Source organism: Capnocytophaga sp. H4358 (assembly GCF_002302515.1).
GTDB classification, from domain to species: Bacteria; Bacteroidota; Bacteroidia; order Flavobacteriales; family Flavobacteriaceae; genus Capnocytophaga; species Capnocytophaga canis.
Genome location: NZ_CP022380.1, coordinates 153006 through 177333 on the forward strand (window position 1 = coordinate 153006; position 24328 = coordinate 177333).

At 34.0% G+C, this 24328-nt stretch carries 19 protein-coding genes and 1 pseudogene; 3 read left to right on the top strand and 17 right to left on the bottom strand.

What is annotated here, in order from left to right:
* Positions 1–178: 178 nt before the first annotated feature.
* The 7 genes from CGC49_RS00670 to CGC49_RS00705 form a co-directional block, all read right to left on the bottom strand.
* Positions 179–964 (bottom strand): diadenylate cyclase, encoded by a 786-nt coding sequence (locus tag CGC49_RS00670; protein WP_042006574.1) that lies wholly within the window; start codon positions 962–964, stop codon positions 179–181.
* 51 nt (positions 965–1015) lie between these two features.
* Entirely contained in the window at positions 1016–1609 is a 594-nt protein-coding gene (locus CGC49_RS00675; RefSeq protein WP_095911631.1) for a hypothetical protein, read from the bottom strand.
* Positions 1602–2429, bottom strand: a complete 828-nt coding sequence (gene folP / locus CGC49_RS00680) for a dihydropteroate synthase (RefSeq protein ID WP_042347908.1) — start codon at positions 2427–2429, stop codon at positions 1602–1604. Before folP ends, CGC49_RS00675 begins: the two co-directional genes overlap by 8 nt.
* Positions 2430–3088: 659 nt before the next feature.
* Complete coding sequence (locus CGC49_RS00690) at positions 3089–5497, bottom strand: thiamine pyrophosphate-dependent enzyme (RefSeq protein WP_095911633.1); 2409 nt, start codon at positions 5495–5497, stop codon at positions 3089–3091.
* 78 nt (positions 5498–5575) lie between these two features.
* Positions 5576–6619 (bottom strand): endolytic transglycosylase MltG, encoded by a 1044-nt coding sequence (gene mltG, locus CGC49_RS00695; protein ID WP_095893146.1) that lies wholly within the window; start codon positions 6617–6619, stop codon positions 5576–5578.
* 326 nt (positions 6620–6945) lie between these two features.
* On the bottom strand, positions 6946–8226 hold the full coding sequence (bioA, locus tag CGC49_RS00700; RefSeq protein ID WP_095911634.1) for an adenosylmethionine--8-amino-7-oxononanoate transaminase: 1281 nt from the start codon (positions 8224–8226) through the stop codon (positions 6946–6948).
* Positions 8227–8261: 35 nt separating this feature from the next.
* On the bottom strand, positions 8262–9287 hold the full coding sequence (locus CGC49_RS00705; protein WP_369800761.1) for an aldose epimerase family protein: 1026 nt from the start codon (positions 9285–9287) through the stop codon (positions 8262–8264).
* 367 nt (positions 9288–9654) lie between these two features.
* Here CGC49_RS00705 and CGC49_RS00710 point away from each other — a divergent pair, with 367 nt between their 5' ends.
* From CGC49_RS00710 to CGC49_RS00720, 3 genes are all read left to right on the top strand, one after another.
* Positions 9655–10161 carry a helix-turn-helix transcriptional regulator gene (locus tag CGC49_RS00710; RefSeq protein ID WP_095911635.1) on the top strand — a complete coding sequence of 169 codons (507 nt, stop codon included), beginning with the start codon at positions 9655–9657 and terminating at the stop codon, positions 10159–10161.
* Between the two features lie 1000 nt (positions 10162–11161).
* Positions 11162–11512 carry an aspartate 1-decarboxylase gene (gene panD / locus CGC49_RS00715; protein WP_042006632.1) on the top strand — a complete coding sequence of 117 codons (351 nt, stop codon included), beginning with the start codon at positions 11162–11164 and terminating at the stop codon, positions 11510–11512.
* Between the two features lie 18 nt (positions 11513–11530).
* Positions 11531–12538, top strand: coding sequence for a lysylphosphatidylglycerol synthase transmembrane domain-containing protein (locus CGC49_RS00720; protein ID WP_095893150.1), 1008 nt, complete (start codon positions 11531–11533; stop codon positions 12536–12538).
* A 14-nt stretch (positions 12539–12552) separates the two neighbouring features.
* Here the strand turns inward: CGC49_RS00720 and CGC49_RS00725 are convergent, their stop codons facing one another.
* The 10 genes and pseudogenes from CGC49_RS00725 to CGC49_RS00770 all read right to left on the bottom strand — a co-directional run.
* Positions 12553–12945, bottom strand: a complete 393-nt coding sequence (locus tag CGC49_RS00725; RefSeq protein WP_095911636.1) for a thiol-disulfide oxidoreductase DCC family protein — start codon at positions 12943–12945, stop codon at positions 12553–12555.
* Positions 12938–14188, bottom strand: coding sequence for an ABC transporter permease (locus tag CGC49_RS00730; RefSeq protein WP_042345271.1), 1251 nt, complete (start codon positions 14186–14188; stop codon positions 12938–12940). The genes CGC49_RS00725 and CGC49_RS00730 overlap by 8 nt, the downstream gene beginning before the upstream one ends.
* Before the next feature lie 17 nt (positions 14189–14205).
* On the bottom strand, positions 14206–15876 hold the full coding sequence (locus CGC49_RS00735; protein WP_095893152.1) for a murein L,D-transpeptidase: 1671 nt from the start codon (positions 15874–15876) through the stop codon (positions 14206–14208).
* A 268-nt stretch (positions 15877–16144) separates the two neighbouring features.
* Positions 16145–17551, bottom strand: a complete 1407-nt coding sequence (locus tag CGC49_RS00740) for an aromatic amino acid ammonia-lyase (protein WP_095912648.1) — start codon at positions 17549–17551, stop codon at positions 16145–16147.
* 47 nt (positions 17552–17598) lie between these two features.
* Positions 17599–17889, bottom strand: coding sequence for an ATP-dependent Clp protease adaptor ClpS (locus CGC49_RS00745; RefSeq protein WP_042345277.1), 291 nt, complete (start codon positions 17887–17889; stop codon positions 17599–17601).
* A 10-nt stretch (positions 17890–17899) separates the two neighbouring features.
* On the bottom strand, positions 17900–18733 hold the full coding sequence (prmA, locus tag CGC49_RS00750) for a 50S ribosomal protein L11 methyltransferase (RefSeq protein WP_042006511.1): 834 nt from the start codon (positions 18731–18733) through the stop codon (positions 17900–17902).
* Between the two features lie 454 nt (positions 18734–19187).
* Entirely contained in the window at positions 19188–19925 is a 738-nt protein-coding gene (gene lptB / locus CGC49_RS00755) for an LPS export ABC transporter ATP-binding protein (protein WP_042006509.1), read from the bottom strand.
* A gap of 191 nt (positions 19926–20116) precedes the next feature.
* Positions 20117–20770: a hypothetical protein gene (locus tag CGC49_RS00760; protein ID WP_042006507.1), complete on the bottom strand. Its 654-nt coding sequence runs from the start codon at positions 20768–20770 to the stop codon at positions 20117–20119.
* 59 nt (positions 20771–20829) lie between these two features.
* On the bottom strand, positions 20830–21651 hold the full coding sequence (gene tatC, locus CGC49_RS00765) for a twin-arginine translocase subunit TatC (protein ID WP_042345283.1): 822 nt from the start codon (positions 21649–21651) through the stop codon (positions 20830–20832).
* A gap of 252 nt (positions 21652–21903) precedes the next feature.
* Positions 21904–24159 (bottom strand): annotated as a pseudogene (locus CGC49_RS00770) (helix-turn-helix domain-containing protein); the annotation flags it as partial.
* Positions 24160–24328: the final 169 nt, after the last annotated feature.

Genomic DNA, 24328 nt, shown 5'->3' on the forward strand with positions numbered 1-24328 from the left:
ATCTTAATTAACAAAATCCAAGTAATTCCTAACCTAAATTATGGATTAATAAAAACATGAATCTAAGTTGTTGTAAATCAGTATATTATTTTAAATATTTAAAGTAACAGGAGTAGAGATTCAATCCTCAGAGGTTAGTTATCAAAAATTCAAAGTATCAAATCTGAAAATTTTGATTTTATCCTAAGTCCTTATTAATCAAAAGGAAGAGTTCTTCATCATTTTTATATTTGATAAAATCTCCTCCTTTTACGTACGAAATACGTCCTGTTTCTTCTGAAACGATTAATGCTGAAGCATCCGTTTTTTCCGAAATAGATACAGCCGCTCGGTGTCGTAATCCGAAATGTTTAGGCAATTTATTTTCTCCTGCTACAGGCAGAATGACACGGGTTGCTACTATAAAATTTCCCTTTATGATGATAGCACCATCATGTAAAGGACTGTTTTTAAAGAAGATACTTTCAATTATGGGTTGCGAAAATTCGATATTCATTTTATCGCCCGTCTCTCGAACGAATTCTAATGACATGTTCCGTTCCAGTACAATTAACGCTCCAGTATTGTTAGCCCCTAATTTTCGGCATACGGCAATCAATCCTTTCACATCCAATGCGGATTCTTTTTTTGTCAGACGCAAAAAGCCAAAAAACTTTTGAAATTTGTTTCGTGCTGTAATATTTGTTGAACCTATGGTAAGTAAGAATTTTCGTATTTCTTGCTGAAAAACAACAATTAGAGCAAAAACCCCCACACCAATGAATTGACCTAAAATACTACTGAGCAATTGCATCTGTAAGGCTTCCGTTATTTTCCAAATTAAATAGATGATGACAATTCCCAAAAAAATATTAATTGCCACTGTACCACGAATAAGCCGATACACATAGTAAAGCAACATCGCAACTAAAAGAATATCAATAGCATCGGCTATTGAAAAATCTAAAATCTCAAATAATTTCATATCCTTTTTACTTTCTGATTAGGTTTTTAGTAGAACCTTTTTTACCTTTCTTTATTTGACTTTATCAATATCAAGAATGGTTATTGTCTTAAAAAAAAGACCTACTTCTTGTATCTTCTGTAAAAATACAACAAAATCTTGAAACGATATACTCCCATCCATGCAAATTGTTTCACTTGGATTAGATTTTAGTGTTTCTATAAGGTGTTTTATGTTTTTTAAATCACTTATTTTTAATATTTTATCTTGATTTTGTATTTCAGTAATTACCTCAAATTGGGTAGTAGTAAACTCTAAAAATTTATACTTATGATCATGCATATCGGCTATAGTGAAATAGTTTTTTGCATCAGGATTACTGTGAAAACTCATCGTAGCCCGTTTTTTCTGCATTGTTAACATTGTTTTTCCTACTTCAGACAGAGGCAATCGCTTATCAATGTTAAATACCCAATGGGTTGTTGAAATCATGTTCTTTCTGTTCAAGTCGGCTAATCCAGAATTTTCATTAAAAAAGATATAGATGGGTGAATAATCCGTAACCTCGGTAGGAAGTTGAGCCTGTGAAAGTTGGGGTAACTGTACGCTACGTTCGTTACACGACCAAAGTAAAAGAGCAAGTATTAAAATAATTAATCTATTCATTTTCAGATGTTTTATTAAATATATTTACACATTCTACCGCTTCCTTAACATCGTGAACTCTCAAAATAGAAGCTCCTTTCATCAGAGCTATTGTATTAACTACCGTGGTTGCATTCAAAGCCTTAGAAGAATCGACTCCCAAAAGATTATATAGCATTGATTTTCTTGAAAATCCTACCAGAATAGGTGAGTCCAACGATTGGAATAATTCCATTTTTTGTAAAACTTCGTAGTTTTGATCTAAGGTTTTTGAAAAACCGAAACCAGGATCAATGATGCAATCATTGATACCCCACAGCTGTGCTTTAGCTTTTATTTTGGAAAAATAATGAATCATTTCAGTGACAATATTTTCATAATCAGTAAATTGATTCATAGTTTGTGGAGTACCTCGCAAGTGCATTGCAATGTAAGGAACTTGGAATTCAGCCACAACATCCCACATCTTTTCATCCAACTGTCCTGCTGAAATGTCATTTACCATTGCCGCACCTTCAAGCAAACATTGTCGTGCGATTTCACTACGAAATGTGTCCACGGAAATTGGCAAATTTGGAAACTCTTTGACTAGACTACGAATGATTGGAACAACGCGTTGTGATTCAGTAATTTCTAAAACTTCATCCGCATTTGGACGTGAGCTATATCCACCAACATCCAAAAAGTCAGCACCATCTACCAGCATTTGCGTAGCTTTTTTCAACACCTCTGTTTCTGTAATCCGACTGTTTTCATAGAATGAATCGGGTGTAGCATTCAAAATTCCCATCACTTTCGGACGTTCTAATGAAACTAAAATTCCTTTGCAATTGATTGTCATTTGTATATGTTTTCTTTTATAAATACTTTCATAACCGTCCGAAACTTTCTAAATAAAAGTTACTTGAGAATACTGTATATTAAAAAAATCCCGAATTTTATCAATTATAGTACCATCCAAACGAAGCAAAGGTACAAATAAACCAGTAATCGGACAAATTTTAGACCTGATTCCTCCGCAGTTCCGTATAAAAATCATTGAAATTGATTGAAGTTTTTGTAAGAATTTTGCTCTTTGAGCCAGCCCAAAGAAAAAAGAGAAAAACGATCCCAAAAAATTGTACTTACTAATGGAATTTAAGTGACATTTCTTTTTAAACATTGAAGGTATCTCGACTTATTTGAAAAAAATAATCATTGAAAAGTAAATATAATGATTCTTTCGTTAAAAATCCATAAAAAGAAGATTTAACTTAATGATTTTCATATTTTTGGTACTTTGAGATAGTAATTTAAGCAAAATAAAAAGTCAAGACGAGTTCATTTTATATAATTTTATCTGATTATCGTTGTTTTGTAATATTTTTTTCTTTTCATATTTTTGTATTATAATTTACATTATGTAAAATAGAATTTTTAAAATTAAGAAAAATCTCCTAAATTCTACCTTATGATAAACCTTGGAGATTTTAATAACGTTATTTTAAATTTCCTACTGAACTAAAGAATTTTTGGAAATTTTGCAGGATTTGACTCTCTCATGATTTCATAAATTTTTTCGAAGATGTCTTCTGCATTCGGTTTTGAAAAATAATCTCCATCACTAGCATAAGCAGGTCGATGATCTTTTGAGCAAAGAGTTTGAGGTGCAGAATCCAAATACTGATACGCATTTTGCTCTTCTAATATTTTTTGCATGATGTATGCCGAAGCTCCGCCTGGAACATCTTCATCAATAATTAGCAAACGATTCGTTTTAGCTATGCTTTTTACAATATCATGATTCAAATCAAACGGCAATAAAGACTGAATATCAATAACTTCCGCGTCAATTCCAAATTCAGACAACTCTTCAGCAACCTGACAGACGATTCGTAATGTTGAACCATAGGAAACTATCGTAATATCTTTTCCTTCACGTACCGTTTCTACTACTCCTACAGGAGTTTTAAATTCTGTTAAGTTACTCGGTAACTGCTCTTTAAGTCGATATCCATTCAGGCATTCGATGACTACTGCAGGTTGGTTACACTCTAATAAGGTATTATAAAAACCTGCCGCTTTGGTCATATTTCGAGGTACCAGAATATGTACGCCACGCAATAAATGCAACAGAGCTCCCATATGCGAACCTGCATGCCAAATTCCTTCCAAACGGTGTCCACGAGTTCTGACAATCAGCGGAGCCATCTGCCGACCTAAGGTTCGATAATGTACCGTAGCTAAATCATCGCTCATCGTTTGTAATCCATATAAAATATAGTCTAGATATTGAATCTCGGCAATTGGACGTAACCCTCTCATAGCCAAACCAATACCCTGTCCAATAATGGTAGCTTCACGAATACCAGTATCAGCAACTCTCAGCTCTCCATATTTCTTTTGCAAACCTTCCAATCCTTGATTTACATCACCGATGTTTCCTGTATCTTCCCCAAAAATGAGTAAATTCGGATATTTAGCAAATAATCCGTCAAAATTTTCGCGTAGCACTACCCTAGCATCAACCAGTTCAGCATTTTCTTTGTAGATAGGTTTTACCTCTGTGACCAATGTTGGATTTTTTCCATTTTCAATATACAAATGGCTGCTATATTTCGGTTGATTTTCAGCAAAATAATCATTGATCCAACTACGTAAGGTTTCTGCGTTAGTTGTCGTTTCAGTGGCAACATATCGCAATACTCTACGTGCGGCACTTGCTACATCTCGGCGTGAAATGGTAGAAATAGAAGCTAAATGGTTTTTTATGCTTTGAACAGCATTATAATTTTTAAATGATTCATTTACAGATAATTCTATAATCTCAATTAAACTGTTTCTTTCCCTGAAAATAGGATTTTGATAAGCTTCCCAAGCTCGTTTTTTCCCATCCCGAACCATTTTCTTAGCCTCAGCATCAATGGATGCTACTTCTTCTTCGGTAGCAATGCCACTCTCAACAATCCACTGACGCATTTTCAGATTACAGTCAAATTCACGTTCCCACTCCAGTCGCTCAGTACTTTTGTAACGTTCGTGCGATCCAGAGGTTGAATGTCCTTGAGGTTGTGTGAGTTCCCGAACGTGAATCAGTACAGGGACATGTTCTTCACGAGCAATTTTTCCAGCTTTTTCAAAAATTTCCAACAAAGCAGGATAATCCCATCCGTTCACAACGAAAATTTCATAACCATTGTTATTCTCATCACGCTGGAATCCTTTCAATATTTCGGAAATATTCTCTTTAGTAGTTTGATATTTAGCAGGTACCGAAATTCCATAGTTGTCATCCCAAACCGAAATTACCATAGGTACTTGCAACACCCCTGCAGCGTTGAGGGTCTCAAAAAAATGACCTTCACTGGTACTGGCATTTCCGATAGTTCCCCAAGCTACTTCATTTCCGTTGTTTGAAAATTTTTCTTTTTCTGTTTGGGGTACTTCCCTGAATATTTTTGAAGCCTGAGCTAATCCAAGTAAACGTGGCATTTGTCCAGCAGTGGGAGAAATGTCGCTACTACTATTTTTCTGTTGTAATAAATTTTTCCAATTGCCGTTCTCGTCCAAACTGTGAGTGGCAAAATGCCCTCCCATTTGCCGTCCTGCACTGGTTGGATCTGCTTCGATATCAGGATTAGCATAGAGTCCTGCAAAGAAGTTTTCAATAGTAAATGCTCCAATAGCCATCATAAAAGTTTGATCACGGTAGTACCCACTTCTGAAATCACCATCTTGGAACGCTCTAGCCATTGCCAACTGAGGTACTTCTTTTCCGTCTCCGAAAATACCAAATTTGGCCTTTCCGGTAAGGACTTCTCTCCTACCCAGAAGACTACATTCACGGCTAATTACTGCTGTTCTATAGTCTGTTAAAATATCTTCTTTCGATAAATGAATTGTTGTTTGTATTTTATTTTTTCGTGTCATAATTCTGAAAATATAGCGACCTCAAAGGTAATATAATTTTATGATATAAGCAAAGAATTTGAGGTATGCTTCATCCGTTTATCTTCTAATTCCTTGTGCATTAATCCACTCGTGATAAGCTCGACTGTTAATCAGATGCTGCGAGTAGGTAGACGCAAACTTGTGAAACCCAGGTTTTTCAACATCTGCTACGAAATAGAAAAAATCATGATTTTCAGGGCTTAATACAGCTTCAATTGCTGAAATATCCGACATGGCAATAGGAGCTGGTGGCAGTCCTGCGTGCTTATAGGTGTTATACGGAGAGTCGATTGTCAAATCACGATTTAACACCCTTTTTATGATAGTATCATGCTTACCAGTGTGTTCCTTGATGGCATAAATAACCGTAGGATCGGCTTGAAGGAGCATATTATTTCTTAAACGGTTGATATAAACCCCCGCTACCCTACTCTGTTCCGATACTTGCGCTGTTTCTTTTTGCACAATCGAAGCTAAAACACTCACTTGCTTTGGCGTAAGATTTTGATTTTTAGCTTTTTCTATTCTGTCTGAATTCCAAAAACGACGGTACTCCTTGAGCATACGATCTCTAAACTGCGTAGCTGAAGTATTCCAAAAAAATTCATACGTGTTGGGTAAGTACATTCCTAACACATCTTTCGATGTAAATTCATTTTCAGTCAAAAATTGGGGATCTAAGAAAGCATTCAACAGCGAAATGCTATCCGCTTCAATTTGCTGTGCAACCCGTCCTGCTAAATTTTCTAACGTCTCTTGGTTGTTGAAAGTCAATTTTATAGGTCTATTTTTACTGCGTAATACATTGATTATGTCATTATTACTACTTCCTTTTTTGATGATATAACGACCCGCCTTGATGTTATCAACATATTTTTTCTGCTTGGCTACCTGTATAAATGATTCTATATCAGACAAATATGGATTTAGCACATGCGTAACATCGCTAAAATAAGCTCCTGTTGGAATGAATATTTCAATTTCACGCTCCTCAAAATTGGTGTTAGGAGCTAAAATAAGATTGTAAATTGAGTAGGAAAAGAAACCTAAAATAATTAAACCAATAATTGAAATAGCGATTAATATTTTCTTGAAATACATGTCGTTATATATTGAAATTTATATTCTACGTAAAAATAATATGCCACAAATTTACAAGAATATTTGGCTTTACCAAAGGTTTATTGATAAATAAAGGATATAGCATTAGGCGAACTCAAAATTTCCCCATTTAGAACGACCAATTTGGACTGCCTGAAATGGTCAATATTACCGAAGATAAAACGCACAATATCAAAGTATTATAGCAAAATATCTATCCGAAAATTAGAAACTTTCGGACGGGAGTGATTACAAATTAATGAAAATTGAAAAATAACCACCGAAACTGATAGTTTCAAACAAGTGCTAAATATGTATTTCCCTATTTATTCAATTCCAAATTTTTCAATGGCTTCTTCAATAGCATCGTAGACCTGCGTTAACTGCTGATTTGTAATAACATAGGAAGGAAATACATATACTGTATTTCCAACAGGACGCAAGATAATTCCTTTAGAAATAAAAAAATCATATAGCTGATTGCGTATACTGCCATAGTATTCATTTCCTGCATTAGTGTTCACTTCAAAAGCTAAAATTACTCCCAAACTACGCCAACCGCTTGTCTTTGAGCTGCTTTTCATTTTATTTATAAACTGTTTATGCAAATCTGATATTCGCTGTATGTTTTGGCTACAATCATTAGTTTGCAAAATTCGAATGGTTTCCAAAGCAATAGCACAACCTGTAGGATTTGCCATATAGGTATGCCCGTGAAAAAATGCTTTATTAACATCATCACTACAAAAAGCATCAAAAATAGCTTGAGTAGTTGAAGTTACTGCAAGTGGAATCGTACCTCCTGTTAAGGCTTTGGACAAACAAATGATATCTGGCTTTTCATTCAAATAATCACAGGCAAATATTTTTCCTGTTCTGCCAAATCCTGTCATTACTTCATCAGCTATTGTGATAACTTTTTCATTTTTAGCTATTTGAATTAATCTATCCAATGCTTCAGGTGCATACATTCGCATACCCGCAGCTCCCTGTACTAAAGGTTCAAAAATGAAAGCCGCAGGATTGTATTTCTTTATGACTTCAGCTAATTTTCTCTCCGAATCCTGTTCTTTTCCTTTTTCAGGAATTGGAATACGAACCACTTCAAGTAACTGATTTTTAAAAGATTCGGTAAAAAAAGAAATCCCTGAAGCTGCCATTGCTCCGAAGGTGTCACCATGAAATGCGTTTTCAAAGGCTACAATAACATGCTTTTTTTGTCCTTTGTTAAAAAAATATTGAATAGCCATCTTTATAGCTACTTCTACTGCCGTTGAACCATTATCAGAAAAGAATATTTTTTGTTGATTTTCAGGCAATAATTCAATTAGTTTTTCGGCGAGTTTTACAGCTGGTTCGTGAGTAAATCCACCAAAGAGCACATGTTCCAGTTGCGAGAGTTGTTTGAAAGCTGCCTCGGCTAAATGAGGATTAGCATGTCCGAATACATTTACCCACCAACTGGCGATAGCATCTATATATTGTTTACCGTTTTCATCCCAAAGTAAGGCATCTTTTCCTTTAACAATACCGATGGGATACATGGCTGTTTTATGTTGAGTGTAAGGATGCCATAGATGGCGTTCGTCTCGTTGTTGTAAATTCATTTTAAAAATATGTAAAATATAGGTAGCATTTTGACCTATTTATTTTCAAAAAAGTGGAATGTTGCAAAATAGGAATATTCATCCTCAGGATTCAATTGCGTTGACGGAAACTGCGGATAGTTCAGAGCATCAGCAAATCCTTGACATTCAAAGCATATTCCTGCGTTTTGTCCTGTTGATTTTCTGCCTTCTGGATGTAGCTCTGGCACGTAGTATCCTCCATAAATATGCAGTACAGGCTGATTGGTTCTTACGTCCATTCGGATGTTACTTTCTTCACATATCAACGAACCTACAACTTCATTTTCAGATACTTGACGAGGAAAAGCATTGTCTATATCTGGATGTACAGTTACTGGTTTTCTATAATCTAAATGTGTATTTTCTACAAGAAGCAATTCACCAGTTGGAGAATAGTCGGGATTCAATGGCGAGTAGCGATTTCCATTGACCTGTAAAAGATGGTTCAATATATTTTTTGAATCACTATTAAAGTTAAAATACGTATGCTGTGTCAGGTTTAAAATAGTTGGTTTATCCGTTTTTCCATGATAATCCACACGAAGTTCATTATCATCGTTGAGTGAATAAGTAACGGTTACTACGACTTCGCCTGGAAAGCCTTCTTCTCCATCTGGTGAAGTGTATTTTAAGACTACGAATAAATTCTGGCTATCACCAACTTCAACAATTTCCCAAACTTTACTATCGAATCCTTGAAAACCACCGTGCAATTGAGCTGCTCCATGGTTCACCGTCAACTGAAGTTCTTTACCATTAAGCGTTGTTTTTCCTCCTTTAATACGCCCTGCATTTCGTCCAATAATAGCCCCGAAATAAGGATATTCCTTGCGATAAGCCTCACTTAAGTATTCTTCAAAAGTATCAAATCCTAAGACTGTTTCTATTTTTTTTCCATTCACAGGATATTTTATAGAAGTGATGATACCTCCGTAGTTCATAATGGAGACTTCCATACCTTTACTATTCTCTAACGTGATGAGTGTTACGTTTTTACCTGCGTATGTTCCGAAAGTTTTTTTATGTATCTGTTTCATTATATTTTTTCGGACGAATGTACACCTTTTTTTGGGATTTTGCAAAGATTTTACACAAAAACATACTCCCGTCCCAAAATTAAAAACTTTCGGACGGGAGTTAGATTTTTACAAATATAAGGCATTCTCAGGCAATTTTTATGAAAAAAGTTTAGGATAGTTGTGAAAGAAAATTAATTATCAAAATTGTACTTATTAAATAAATCTAATTCATTGTTTACATTCGTATACATAAATACAATCGATAGTTTTATGTTACAATTGTAAATTAAGGTACTCGCAATAAACTTTGTTTATTACTTTTAATGTTTGTATGTTTCAAAAAAATAGTTTACATTTGTGCCATCTTTAATTTAAAAAAGATTTTACAATGATAAACACCCCTGATTTCGTTAAAAGGTTACAAGAAATTATGGAACACTATGACCTTAATGCTTCTTCTTTAGCTGATATACTTGACATACAACGATCAAGTATTTCGCATTTATTGTCTGAACGTAATAAACCTAGTTTAGAGTTCATAATGAAGCTCATAGAGCAGTTTCCTGAAGTTAATTTTCACTGGATAACACAAGGAAAAGGTAATTTCCCTTCTAAAGAAAATTCTGTAACTAAAATTGAAGAAAAAAAGTCTATTATGCAAACAAATCTTTTTGGTGATGAACCCGAACAATCTGCTACTACTAAAAGAAAACAAAACCCACCTCAAAACGTAGCAAAAGTAAAAGAACCTGAAAGCGAAATTTCTTATCAACAGATTTCACCAATCTCCAAAGTTGTAGAAAACACACTTGTTACAAAAGTAAACAATAAAAAACAATTGAAGAAGATTATCTTTTTTTATGACGATAATAGCTTTGAGGTTTTCGAAAATTAATTTACTTTTGTAAACAAATCTTTTTTTGCACTTAAATTCATTGGGATGGTGACAATTTACTGTGCTACCTCTTTTCTCTCGTGTTATTGGTACTAAAGTCTGTACATGTAAAAACAAATTGTAGGTGGTATTACATCAGGTCAAACACTTGACATCAATTTTTTATGCTTTCCTAAATATGTCATGCTGTGATAAACACCTCACGTTTCATCTTACAAAATTCCTATTCTCAGATGATGTCTGCTCATCAGAACTGCTACAATAGGAAAATATCAAGATTAGAAATCTACTTCCCTTTTTTTATTCGCTTTTTCTTTCCTAGATAACATAGTAAGAAGTTATTTTCCATACTAATTCAGCGTCCAAAAATGGTTTTTACGAACGTAAGTTTATTTTTTACCTCATAAAAATCATTTGAAATATATACTATTTTTCCTAATAAAATAAGATGAAAAAATGAAATAAAATTTTTTATATATAAAATAATGATTATAAAACACTTATATATTAATTTATAAATTAATACTTTAATATTAGTAACAATTTATTAATATATGACATTTTGGCAGTTATTTTGATGTTTATTTTTAAATAATTGATTTACAGATGTTTGAATTATATTAATACTTCTTCAAAAACATATTTTTATATATATTAAAGTTATTATTTATATATTGATATATAAATTACTTATTACCAATTATTTAAACTGTAAAATTTTACAGATATATTCGCAGTCAGCTTTATAAAATAAATCCTGAAAAAACGACTTCCATTAACGGATTTTTATTTTTTATTTTGGTCAATATTTTTTTGCTGAGGTTGTATTATCCAATGTATTTTTCATCGAAGAGGTTCTATCTAACAAGAATAATCGCTGTCCCCTACTCTTTAAAAGGAATAACAATCATACGAATTCAAATTTGTGATAAAATTTTTATGGAAAACTTTAATTATTTCTTTTTTTAGTATCTTTGCCCGATTTTTAATGATTTACAAAATGCAAATAGAAGTATTAAAATCTAAAATTCACCGAGTTACAGTTACTGGAGCTGACCTAAATTATGTAGGAAGCATCACAATCGATGAAGATTTGATGGAAGCGGCCAATATGATTGAAGGAGAGAAAGTTGCAATCGTAAACGTAAACAATGGTGAACGTTTAGAGACCTATATTATTAAAGGAAAACGAGGTTCGGGAGAGGTAATTCTTAACGGGCCTGCAGCTCGGAAGGTACAGCGAGGCGATATCATTATCATCATTTCCTACGGAATTTTAGATTTTGAGGAAGCTAAGACCTTTAAACCTTGGATTATTTTCCCCAATGAAAAGACAAATAAAATAGAATAAATAAAACATAAAATACTGATAATGAAGTTAATAAAAACTATCCTTCCGCTATTTTTAGGTGTTTTTCTGTGCTGGTATGCCTACAGCCAATTCACTGATGAGCAGCTGAATGAAATCAAAGAAAAATTCTTAAAAGCGGATTATTTTTATATTATATTATCAGTTTTACTCGGTTTTTTGAGCAATGTCTCACGTGCTTTACGATGGGAATTATTACTCAACCCTATGGGATACAAAACTCGTAGCTATAATCGGATAATGGCAGTTTTTATCGGATATTTAGTAAACGTTACTATCCCAAGATCTGGGGAAATATCAAGAGCTTTGGTAGTAAATCGTTATGATGGTGTTCCTTTTGACAAAAGTATAGGAACCATAATTTCGGAACGAGTAGTTGATCTAATCCTATTACTATCGTTCACGTTGACTGCTTTTCTACTTCAATTTAATTTAATTAGCGAGTTTTTACTGTCTATAATTCCTTTCCAAAAATTGATTTTTCTTTTAGGAATTGTATTAGTTCTTGGAGTATTATTTTCTATATGGGTCTATAAATCAACACATTTCATTGCTTTAAAGGTACGCAATTTTGTAGCAGGACTTAAAGAAGGTATTTTTTCCATACTTAAACTACGGCGACGAGGAGCTTTTTTATTGCATACAATTTTCATTTGGACAATGTACGTTTTGATGTTCTATCTTCCGTTTCTTGCTCTACCTGAGACCTCCTACGTTAGCATAGGAACGGTACTAACATCCTTTGTAGTAGGCAGTTTTGCCATAGCTTTTACTAATGGTGGCTTTGGTTCATATCCCTTTTTTATAGCAGAAATTTTACTACTTTTTGGCATACCTTTAGTGTCAGGTACCGCTTTTGGTTGGATTGTATGGACAGCACAGTTCTTTATGACTCTCTTTTTCGGAGGAATTTCTTTTATTTTACTCCCGTTATTAAATAGATATCGAGAAGATGAAAAATGTTTCTTTCTAAGAATGAGAAAAATACCGAAAACACGCAACTCGTAGAGCCTTGAACCAAATTAATTCAAAAACTTTTTACGAATTTCAGGAGGCAGTATGGGGCATTCTTTTTTAATGAGTTTCCTACGATGTTTTCCAATAATGTCATACACAAAATCAGCTATAAATGTAGGAGTTATCCAAATAAGAAATCGAAGCAATGGATACATATTGCTTTCCTTCAAAAACATATAAATGGCTTTTGATTTCATATAAAACACCTCCCCTACTCGAACTATAACTGTTTTATCTACAAACTTTTGCAATTGATATTTCACGATAAAATACTGTCCCGTTTCAGAGGTGCTTGACACAAATTTAAAACTATCCCGCTTGTCGGATTTTGCTAAATGATAAGCTATCCGATTACAAAAAAGGCAATCACCATCAAAAATCAAAAAAGAATTATTCATAACGAAGAGCTTCAACAGGATCTAACTTGGAAGCCTTCATCGCAGGGTATAACCCTGAAATAATGGCTACTACAAAGGCTATCAAAATGGCCACAAAAATGACTCCCCATGGAATTATAAAATCAAAATCTGCTACGAGTGAAATGAAGTAACCTAATGTTATGCCTAAAACAATTCCTGCCATGGCTCCCAATTGTGCAATGATAACTGTTTCGGTGAAAAATTGCATTGTAATTGCCTTACGATGAGCTCCTAAAGCCTTGCGAATACCAATTTCTTTGGTACGTTCAGTTACAGAAACGAGCATAATATTCAACAAAGCAATCGACGATCCTAAAATAGTAATCAATCCAATCACAAACCCTGCAATTCCAATGCCTTGTGTGATACTTTCAATACGATGCAATAAATCATCACTGCGTTCCATACCAAAATTATCTTCATCCAATGGTCTAAGGCTTCGAATGTTACGCATAACAATAAGTGCATCATCCATAACGACATCTAGCTTACCTTTATCATTTACCTTTACTTTTATTGCAAAATTCGGATTTTGGAGCGTAAAAACCGAACGAGCAATCCCTAATGGAATCAACACTTGCATATCTTCATTATTTCCAAATGTAGAACCTTTTGACTCCAATACGCCAATAATTGTAAATTTATGTCCTTTAATAGAAATAACCTTACCAATAGGATTGACATCTTTTAATAATTTTTTTGTAAAATCAGCTCCAATAATACAAACTTCTGCATTATTCTCAATATCTAACTTACTGAAATCCCGACCACTGTCAAGTTCTAAGCCCGAATTTTTAATATAGAACTCATCCACTCCAATCACTTTTGATGAAGGATCGGTTTTTTGATTTTCGTATTTAACTTCAACCGAAGCAGATGAAAACAATGAAATACTGATTTGTGCAAACGGATTTTGTAATTGTTCTCTGAACGCTATTGCATTTTGGTAACTAATGGGCGGATTTATCTTCTCATTAGCTCCGCTACCTTGAACTCGTTGGGTATACTGATAGCGTGTAATAGAAAATGTATTGGATCCCATTTTTGAAAAGTTACCTTCCAAAGTGTTGCGGAGTGCTGTGATAACACTCAAAATCCCGACTAATGCCGTTATACCGATAGCAATGATTAGCACCGTAAGAATTGTACGCAACAACTGGCTTTTGATTGACTCTAAAGCAATTTTTATATTTTCTCGAATAACTGTAAATCGGATTGCCATACTACGAAATTTTAAGTCTATTCATATACTTTCAACTCTTTAAGTTGCTGTTGGTCAAAACCATAAATATCATTTTTGATAATAAGCTGATTATTTTCATCAACCCAAGCGGTAATATACAACAAACTGATTAAGTATCTGTTTTTTAGAGTAATACGATTTTGATTGGGCCCCGATTGCATTGCTTGGTCTACCTTCTCACGAGTCCATTCATCTTGATTCTTAAGCAGTAAATACGCCAATTCGGCAGGTTGTTCCACACGCACACAACCATGGCTAAAAGCTCTTTCTTCACGTGAAAACAATCGTGTTGAAGGAGTGTCATGTAAATAAATACTCATATCGTTGGTTAATATAAACTTTACCAACCCTAACGAGTTGCGAGCTGATGGAGCTTCTACAAAACGAAATTTACGTTTTCTGATTTCAGGGTTTGTCCAATCTACACTATTAGGATCAACCTTTTCACCATTTTCATAGATGGTATAACCCCGTTTTTGGTATTTTTCGGCATCATTTTCTGATACCATTTGCGGAATCATTTCATTGTGAATAATGCTCTGTGGTACCGTCCAAGTAGGTCGAAATTCCACATGACGAATTGAATCAACGAACACAGGAGTTGCGGTATATTCCCTGCCTACTACCACATTCATTTGATGAATCATTGAATCTTTATGATATACAAATAACTTAAAATCAGGAATATTCACAATGAGATAATCATCACCCAAATCATTGTTTAACCAACGCATACGCTCCATATTAAGTTTTAGAAGTTCCACTTTTTGAGCCTTGGTCATATTTAAGTGATAGAGAGTTGTCTTCCCTGGAACACCATCAGGGGTAATGTCTTTGGTTTCCTGAAACTTTTTGAGGGCATTTAACAAAACGGTATCAACCACATTTGTCGAAACCAACGGAGTGACTTCATAACCTTTCTGTTTTAAATTATGCCGCATAGCCTCCACTGCCGAATGCTTATACCCATCAACAAATAACTTTGGATTCTCAAAAGCAACTTTAATGATTGAATCCGGCTGAGTATCAGCTCTCAATTCAGCGTATTTTTCACTCATTCGCTTGTAGAGAAGATGACTCGGATGTAGGGCATCAACCACCGTTACCAAATCGTCCGTATCTTCCAATTTCAATAGAATTTCAACATCGTTTCGGTTGCGTTTGGTTGGCTTCCAAATGTGTTGACCATGTGATAATTTAGATACACGTCCGCTACCTAAATGCTTCGTTAACAATAAAAAAGAAGCCGTTATTTCTCTATCGGCTTGTTCAAGTTCCGTAAAATCAATCGTTTTGGAATAAAGACTATCCACCAAATATTTCAGTGCCTTATGGCGATACGTTTCTGGATTCAGCCCGTAATTTTCTGATTTTTCTAATACTTTCATGTAACCATAAAACAACGGAGTCGGTTTTTTTTCGTAAAGCCAACGTGTATTGTAGCCATTTTGGGAATAAAAACTTTTCAATTCCGCCAAAACCTCTTTATCTTTTATGGCTATTCTCTCAAAGGACAGTTGTGTTGTATCTGAAAATGAGATTGTTTCGTTATTTTCAAATACTTCACGTGATTTGATTTCATCAATTAATTCCTTTGGATTGGGGTTATTTTTGCAACTTTGAAAAAGCAGAAAACCCGCTAAAAGAACCAACAAACATTTATTCATCTATTATTTATTTTTAAGTTTTAATGTTTTTATTTTTCATTTCCGATAGTAAATTACTCATATTGAGCACGATACTGAGATACGTTTTTCAGTTACAAAGCGTTTAAATTCAATAATTTAGTTGGAAGTGTTGTAAAAAGTATGATACTTTTAATAAAGTGGATATTTCTGTCAGGCTGAGCGTAGTCGAAGCCCTGTAATTACGAGGCTTCGACTACGCTCAGCCTGACAATCAAAACTACCATCATACTTTTTATAACACAACCATTTAGTTTTCATTCTTCTCTATTTTAAAAAATTGTATGGTTTTTTCGATACTTTTTTTCAGGGATATTTTTTCAGCTCGTAACTCCAAATAGTCAATATACTCATTCAAAACAGAAGATGTGAAGGTCATTTTTTGATTTATTGACCATAGTACCGCGACTAATAACTCAACAGCTAATATTTGTTCAATATTTTCAATAACCTGCAAGCATTTTACAGCCGAACTACCTCCCATTCCTTTAATATCAGTCGTCTTTTCGGTAAAAATAGGGCTCTCAACACTTACAGGGGTAGATAACCGCTTATTTTCAGCTAAAATACTCTCTGTTATACGTTGAAAAACAGATAAATCTAAGAAAAAATCCTCCTTTTCATCTTCTCTTGATGAAATAAGATGAAAAATACGTCTCTCTGACATATTTCCCAAACTTGTCAATGCTATAGCAAGAAAATCTAAACCTAATGACAAGGGTAAAGTATGTGAATTTCCACTGGAAATCAGTTGGTTTTCTTTAGAAAAAACCAACAAATTATCCGTTACAGAATTAATTTCGGTTTTAATAACTTTTCGAACATGGGCTACCGTATCTTTGACAGCCCCATGCACCTGTGGAATAGCACGAAAAGCCTCGGGAGCTGTATCAAACTCTGAACGTTCCACATTTATTTCATTGTTTTTCAGAAATTTGCGTAGCGATTCTGCTGTTTGAATTTGCCCTTTATGTGGACGAACGATTTGGACTTGTTCTGAGAAGAACAAGTCACTCACTCCGAAAACTTGTGAAGAAACCGAAGCTATAAAATCCGATAACTCACACAATTTAAGAGCTTTGATCATATTAAAAGCTCCATAAGCAGTTGTCAATTGTGTACCTCCTAACAAGATTTCGGCTTCTTTTTCTTTCAGATGCAACGGTTTCCAACCAAATTTTTCTTCCAGCTCACAGGAGGAAAAAATCTTTCCTTTAATGCGTACCTCACCCTCGCCAATAAGCGGTAAAGACAAGTGAGCCAATGAAATACGATCATCTGGTGTATCTTTTGAATAAACAACCGGCAATACATTGTAATTAAAAAAATCCAAAAATCGTTCAATAATTTCTAGACGTATACCGCTGAATCCGTAGCAAAAAGACTGTATTTTTAAAAATAACATCAATTTTACCACCTCATCAGGAATGGCAGTACCTACACCACAGGCATAGGATTTCAATAAACGACACTGAAAATCAGGATTTTCGTTAGGAATATTTTGTTTTTGATGCTCAAGAGACCATCTACTCAAAAAATCTTGGCTTTTTTGGATATTTATTTTTGCCTCCTCCGATAATTTGAGTTTTACATCCTCAATTAAGAGATTTTCAATATTTTCTAAAAATAATGTATCGTTAGATATATAGTGATTCATTTCAATTTTTCGTTTAATTCGATCAGTTTTTGACAAGAATATACAAATCACTCAATTTCAGCACTTAAATCGGCATTTAAAAGTGCAGTACACATCGGTTCTAAGGTCTTGTAGGTTCCTGATTTTACATCACATTTTCCTTTGTAATGCACTATAATAGCACATTGTTCGGCTTGTTCATAGGTATGATCACAAACTCGTACCAATGTATCAATCACATGATCGAAGGTGTTTACATCATCGTTGTATAAAACAAGATGATATTCCCTATCCAATAATTCCTCAACAAGCGTTTCGGTTTCAGTTTGGGTTTGCTCTTTATGATTGAAAATTAGCATATTACAAAAATTAATCTTTTTTGACACATTTTACTGCTACCCATTCATTACGTTCTAAATTTTCAACAAATGAAAGACCATGTTTACTGCATTCCTCAAGGATTACTGGCATATCACTTTTGTAAAATCCACTGAGAAGCACCATTCCATTTTGCGATAGAGTCGCTGCGTACAACGAGAGATCATTTAATAAAATATTTCGATTGATATTAGCTATTACCACATCAAAATGCTCGTTTTTTAATAAAGAAGCATCACCTAACTTCACTTCAATACACTTACAATCATTTCGTTGTATATTCTCTATTGAATTTTCAACACACCAATCGTCAATATCTATTGCCGTAATTTTGGTCGCACCTCGTTTTTCACTCATAATCGCCAAAACACTGGTACCACAACCCATATCAAGTACCGATTTTCCGCTAAAATCGGTCTGTAATAAAAACTGCAACATCATATAAGTCGTTTCATGATGTCCTGTTCCAAAACTCATTTTGGGTTCGATAATAATATCATATTTAGTGTCTGTTTTTGGATGAAAAGGAGCCCGAACCGTACACAAACCATCTACTGAAATGGGATCAAAATTCTTTTCCCACTCTTCATTCCAATTTACTTGCTCAATAGTTCGGAATGAATAAGTTATGAGAAATTCCTCCGATTTTAAAATATAAATCTCATCTAAAATATGTTCATTCCACAAACTTTCTTGAATATAGGCCAAAATCCCTCGTTCGGTATCAACAAAACTCTCAAAACCCCATTCTGCTAACTCAGCCACCAGAATCTCAGAAGCAACTCCCTGAGGTTCTATTTTGAAATCATATTCTATATAATTCATTTGTAATACTTCTTTACTATTTTATACAAGTCTATTTTGAAAATATGATTTGCAGAACATTCTAATATAACTATTTCATATTTAAAATAATACACACAAACCAAATTCGTCTTAAATTTTTAGAACTTATTTGACACTCGATTACCCATTCCACATAAACATTTTGGACAAAGGCTCTAATTTTACAAAAAATAAACCCCTAAAAATCAGATTCTTGCTATTGCTTTTCCCAGAAAAAATATACCGAATCAACGTATAACTAATTAAGAGTAAGTTAAATGATACATCAATCTACTAATAATCAGAAACATAATTAATTTGGATTAATCACATTTTACAAACGACCTATGGAGTAACTCTTTCGAGTATTGAAAATGAAGAAGACATAAACATTGTATTCCTAACTATTTCAACAACGCTAATAGTTCAAAAAAATACAAGTGGGAACTCCTTACTAAAATAACTTTTTTCTTCTCAATTCAAAATTTTGTCCTAGATAAACTTTTCTAACCATTTGATCTTCTGCCAACTCTTCAGGAACTCCCGCTTTGAGAATTCCTCCCTCAAACATAAGATAAGTACGATCAGTAATCGCTAAAGTTTCCTGTACGTTATGGTCGGTGATTAGGATACCAATATTTTTATTTTTAAGCTGTGCAACAATACGTTGAATATCTTCTACAGCCACAGGATCAACTCCTGCAAAAGGTTCATCCAATAGAATAAATTTTGGACTTGTTGCTAATGCTCGTGCAATTTCAGTACGACGTCGCTCACCTCCTGATAATAAATCACCTCGGTTTTTGCGAATATGTCCCAAACCAAACTCTTCAATCAATGAATCGGTTTTCATCTGTTGTTCTTTTTTAGATAACTTGGTCAATTGCAACACACTTTTGATATTGTCCTCAATACTTAATTTACGAAAAACGGAGGCTTCTTGTGCCAAGTACCCAATACCTCGCTGAGCTCTTTTATACATCGGATAGTCAGTAATATTCTCTCTATCAAGATAAATAGTTCCTCCATTGGGTTTAATCAACCCCACAATCATATAGAAAGATGTTGTTTTACCCGCTCCATTAGGCCCTAAAAGCCCAACAATTTCTCCTTGATTTACCTCCAAAGAAACGCCTTTAACAACTTTTCTTCCTTTATAGATTTTGATAATATCATTGACTATTAACTTCATCGTATGTAAAAAATATGCAATAAATTTAATTTTTCGAGCAATACTAATGGTATCTGTTAGAACAATACACTCCAAATAGTACCAAAGCTAACAAACCCCTCGTTTTGGGTAATTTTGCTTTAAATTCGGAGTAAACTATACCAAAAGATAAACTTTCCTGCTTGAATTTTGGTATAAAAAATGGTTAGGATTTAAAACTCAAATCGGTATGGCATTTCATCCAATTCAGCCTCCAAATCCACCCAATCATGCACTTCGCTCACTAAACTATATACCATTGCTTCGGTGAGTATCTTACCTTCATAAATGTCCGTAATGGTCTGCTCGGAAGCATCTTCCTTGAAATAAGTTTCATCACCAAAGAAATCAAATGCCCATTGCTTATAGACGGCAGGATTAGTAGTGATTTGGTCAAATTTAGAAATAATTTCTTCAATTTCAAAATTTTCCTCAGCATTCCACGTTTCTCCATCCAATGACCACAACACGAACGGAATATCAGAATTCGAAAAATTTTTACGAAAATAAGGATGAAAAATCTTCGGTATTTTTTTTTCAAACAACTGACTGTTAGCATCTTTACTATCTTCCGAACTCGCTGACGGCACAATCAGACACGCCTTGTCAAGAAAATAGAACGACAGGGAGATTCCATCTTCATCCTCAAACCCTAAGCCCCATTGAGCCTCGGTGCCGTCATACTCCTCTTGCTTACTCTTGTAGAAGGTGTGGTAGGTTTCAAACTCATATCCACAAATAATCCAATCCATCACAGCTCTGCCACGACAAATCTGTTTTAACGTTTTCACGTTAGGTAATTGCTTTAGGTAGGTTTTACAATTCATTGAACCTTAAAATATTAAATTATGTTTTGAAAATATGATAATGTTTCATTTATAGGATTTTATTCCACTTTTGCCTTACGTTTTTGTTCCTTTTTCAAAACGTAGACTGAAATGAATATACTAATTTCATAAAGTAACATAATGGGGATAGCTACAATAATTTGACTCGCTACATCGGGAGGTGTGATGATTGCAGCTAAAATAAGTACCAAAACAAGTGCATGTCGACGATATTTCCTCATAAAAGTCGGGGTTATGAGTCCTAATTTGGTTAAAAAGTAAATGATAATAGGTAATTCAAATACTAAACCGCACGAAATTACGGATGATCGGACTACCGAAATGTAAGAATTTAGATCAATTTGGTTTGCAACTTCTTGACTAACAGTATATGTTCCTAAAAAATTTATAGAAAGAGGTGCAATCATGTAATAACCAAACAACACTCCCATAAAAAACAACAAGGACGCTATAAAAATGAAACCACTCGCTATTTTTCGCTCATTTTCATATAGCCCTGGACTTATAAATCTCCAAATTTCATACAAAATATAAGGAAAACCAAGAATAACTCCTGCCCAAATAGATGTCCATAAATGCACTGAAAATTGTCCTGCCATTGTTCTATTTTGGATGCTAAAAGGCAGTTTTTCCATGCAGAAATCACTCTCATAATTAAAAAATTGTCCCAATTTACAAAACATTTCGTAGGTAATAAAATCACCTTTTCGAGGTCCAAAAATAATAGTATCGAAAATAAAATCTTTCAAGAAGAACGCCACTACGGCAATGACCAAAACGGCTACAGTGGAGCGGATTAGGTGCCACCGTAGTTCCTCCAAATGGTCTAAAAAAGACATTTCATCTTTTTGCTGTGTCATATAGTTGTTTGAAAATAAAGAGTATAGCTCTCTCCGTTTGATAAATAATGTGCAAATATACGTTTTGTTTTGAATTTTTGGAATTTTTAGAATAGTTTTTTGAAGCAGTACCACTAAAAAATTACTCTAAAAATCCTTTTATATAATTACATCAAATAGAACTTTTTGTTTCCTGATGCCGTTTAAAATACTGACTAAATGCACTTATAGTTTATAAACCATAAGGATGGGATTCTTGCAGAGTCTGTTTATTCATTCTGAACTCATATTTTTCAAAAAATAACTTTTAAAAAGGCGTAATTCATCCCAAGTGTATCTTTCGTTCAAAAGGTCATAGATATATCCTAAGCTCAAATCTTCTTCCTGTTCAAAAACAGTTGTCAGTTCGTCTAGAGCCTGTTCGGATAGCAATTCTGAAATTTGCACCTTATCCATTTCCATTAACTTCATAAGATGTCGATAGATAGTTGCTGTGGTAAACATGCGTTTTTCTGCAACTGCCTCAACAGAAAGCATTTCTTTCCATAATTGATAGGTGATATCATAGGTCGATTCTTTTTCTTTGGTAGCAATTTTTGTTGCCTGATGTGATTGCTCCTCCACAAAAAGTCGTTTTTCTTTCAGCTGTTCTTTTGCTTTTAATATTAAATTTTCACGAATCCTTACCAACGGCGAAAGATTGATGGAAGAATTATTAAATGGCTGTTGATTTTTAGCCAATTGCATCATTTGTCTTGTTTTAAATAGGCTACGTATTACTTCCGAAGTTACACTCTCCAAATCAATAAGTTCCTCGCGAAATTGTTTCACTTTTTTATGAGTTTCAATCTCTTTTTGCACTCGTAAGACTTCATACCAAAGAACCTCTAATCGTGGAAAAAAATAGAGATATGCCTTTTCAAAACGCTCATAGAGGAAGTTAAAATCATAGTCAGTATGTAAGATATGTTTCAACTGTTTGGTAAATTTTTCGGTCAGTATAACCATTTCAACGACCTGATTCATCTGTTCTAATGCCCAGTCTTTATAAAGATTCTTATTTCCCATATCTCCTACATAGCTACCTTTGTGTAAGTTCCAATTTCCTAGCAAATTATCCCATTGAAAACATTGTAAAACGGCATTCTCTAAGTACGCTTTTTCACCACTGACACATGCTTGAGAAAGTTGTTCTGGACTAGCTTTATTTACTGCATACTGAACCACTTCCTCACTATTTTCGATACCATATTTACTAACTTGAGAAAGCAATACCATTCCCTCCATGGAACGCAATCGAGAAAAAGCTACATACAATTGTCCTGGGGCAAACACATGGTCTAAATCTAAAATTGCCTTTTCGAAAGTAAGCCCCTGACTTTTATGTACAGTAATTGCCCAAGCTAACCTCAATGGATATTGTGAGAACGTTCCAAGTCGCTCTTCTTCAATTTCTTTGGTTTGCTCATTAATCTGATAGCGGATATTTTCCCATTCATGTTTTTCAACATTAATGGTTTTTCCTCCATCTAAAAGAACTTCAATCTCACCATCCGAAAGCCTCATCACTGTCCCCATTTTTCCATTAAAAAACAATTTTTCAGGTGATAAGTCGTTTTTAATGAACATAACCCTCGCTCCTTCTTTTAGGTAAATATATTTATCTATAGGATACATATATTCAGGAAAATCACCTACAATCTCTGCCTCAAACATATATTCTTTACTATGTAACTCTCTCATTTCATGATTGTTAATAGCATCAGCTTTGGCATTGTGAGTCGTCAAAGTGATATATTCATTTCGTCTATCCGATCTAAAATTAGGATTTACATAACCTTGTAATAATTCCATATTACTGAAATTCAATTTATTATCTCGAAGATTATTTAGTATGGAAATAAAATCATCATCCGACTGTCGATATATTTTATCCAACTCTACGTATAATAACGGATTTTCAGTAATAACTTTGGACTGAAAGAAAAATATCCCACTGTAGTATGTTTTCAAAACCTCCCATTCTTCGTTTTTGACTACGGGTGGTAGCTGCAATAAATCTCCAATAAACAAAACTTGTACCCCTCCAAAAGGACGTTTGTCTTTTCGAATATTTTGCAACATAAAATCCATAGCATCCAAAACATCGGCACGTAGCATACTCACCTCGTCAATAACCAATAGCTCCAAATGATGAAATAACTGTTGTTTATTTCTTCTCATTTTAAAGTGCTTACGCAATGTCATCCGATTTTCAAAACGCGAATTAGCATAAACCACAGGTGGATTGGACAATGTTGGTAAAAATGACGCAAAAGGCAACTGAAACATAGAGTGAATGGTAACTCCACCTGCATTCAAAGCTGCTATGCCTGTGGGAGCAACCACAATAGTATTTTTATGTGTAGTTTTAATGATTTTGTGCAGTAATGTAGTTTTTCCTGTTCCTGCTTTTCCTGTTAGAAATATATTTTGTGAGGTTTGATTTATTAACGTGAGTATGAGTTCCTCCATAAGGCAACTATTTTGATTGGGGGTAAAGGTAAAAAATCTTTAGAATTTAGGCAAATAAACTTTAACATTCAATCCCCTTGAAATTCAATAGATTAAATGAATCAGTGAAGAGTAAACTTTTACCATAAAACAGTAACAAAATTTGAGAAAGAGTGATTATTTATGCATTCTTGTAGTAAATTAT

Bases quoted from the DNA above. Each gene is read 5' to 3' on its own strand.
- CGC49_RS00670 (WP_042006574.1), bottom strand. From the start codon at position 964: ATGAAATTATTTGAGATTTTAGATTTTTCAATAGCCGATGCTATTGAT.
- CGC49_RS00675 (WP_095911631.1), bottom strand. From the start codon at position 1,609: ATGAATAGATTAATTATTTTAATACTTGCTCTTTTACTTTGGTCGTGT.
- folP (WP_042347908.1), bottom strand. From the start codon at position 2,429: ATGACAATCAATTGCAAAGGAATTTTAGTTTCATTAGAACGTCCGAAA.
- CGC49_RS00690 (WP_095911633.1), bottom strand. From the start codon at position 5,497: ATGACACGAAAAAATAAAATACAAACAACAATTCATTTATCGAAAGAA.
- mltG (WP_095893146.1), bottom strand. From the start codon at position 6,619: ATGTATTTCAAGAAAATATTAATCGCTATTTCAATTATTGGTTTAATT.
- bioA (WP_095911634.1), bottom strand. From the start codon at position 8,226: ATGAATTTACAACAACGAGACGAACGCCATCTATGGCATCCTTACACT.
- CGC49_RS00710 (WP_095911635.1), top strand. From the start codon at position 9,655: ATGATAAACACCCCTGATTTCGTTAAAAGGTTACAAGAAATTATGGAA.
- panD (WP_042006632.1), top strand. From the start codon at position 11,162: ATGCAAATAGAAGTATTAAAATCTAAAATTCACCGAGTTACAGTTACT.
- CGC49_RS00725 (WP_095911636.1), bottom strand. From the start codon at position 12,945: ATGAATAATTCTTTTTTGATTTTTGATGGTGATTGCCTTTTTTGTAAT.
- CGC49_RS00730 (WP_042345271.1), bottom strand. From the start codon at position 14,188: ATGGCAATCCGATTTACAGTTATTCGAGAAAATATAAAAATTGCTTTA.
- CGC49_RS00735 (WP_095893152.1), bottom strand. From the start codon at position 15,876: ATGAATAAATGTTTGTTGGTTCTTTTAGCGGGTTTTCTGCTTTTTCAA.
- CGC49_RS00740 (WP_095912648.1), bottom strand. From the start codon at position 17,551: ATGAATCACTATATATCTAACGATACATTATTTTTAGAAAATATTGAA.
- CGC49_RS00745 (WP_042345277.1), bottom strand. From the start codon at position 17,889: ATGCTAATTTTCAATCATAAAGAGCAAACCCAAACTGAAACCGAAACG.
- prmA (WP_042006511.1), bottom strand. From the start codon at position 18,733: ATGAATTATATAGAATATGATTTCAAAATAGAACCTCAGGGAGTTGCT.
- lptB (WP_042006509.1), bottom strand. From the start codon at position 19,925: ATGAAGTTAATAGTCAATGATATTATCAAAATCTATAAAGGAAGAAAA.
- CGC49_RS00760 (WP_042006507.1), bottom strand. From the start codon at position 20,770: ATGAATTGTAAAACCTACCTAAAGCAATTACCTAACGTGAAAACGTTA.
- tatC (WP_042345283.1), bottom strand. From the start codon at position 21,651: ATGACACAGCAAAAAGATGAAATGTCTTTTTTAGACCATTTGGAGGAA.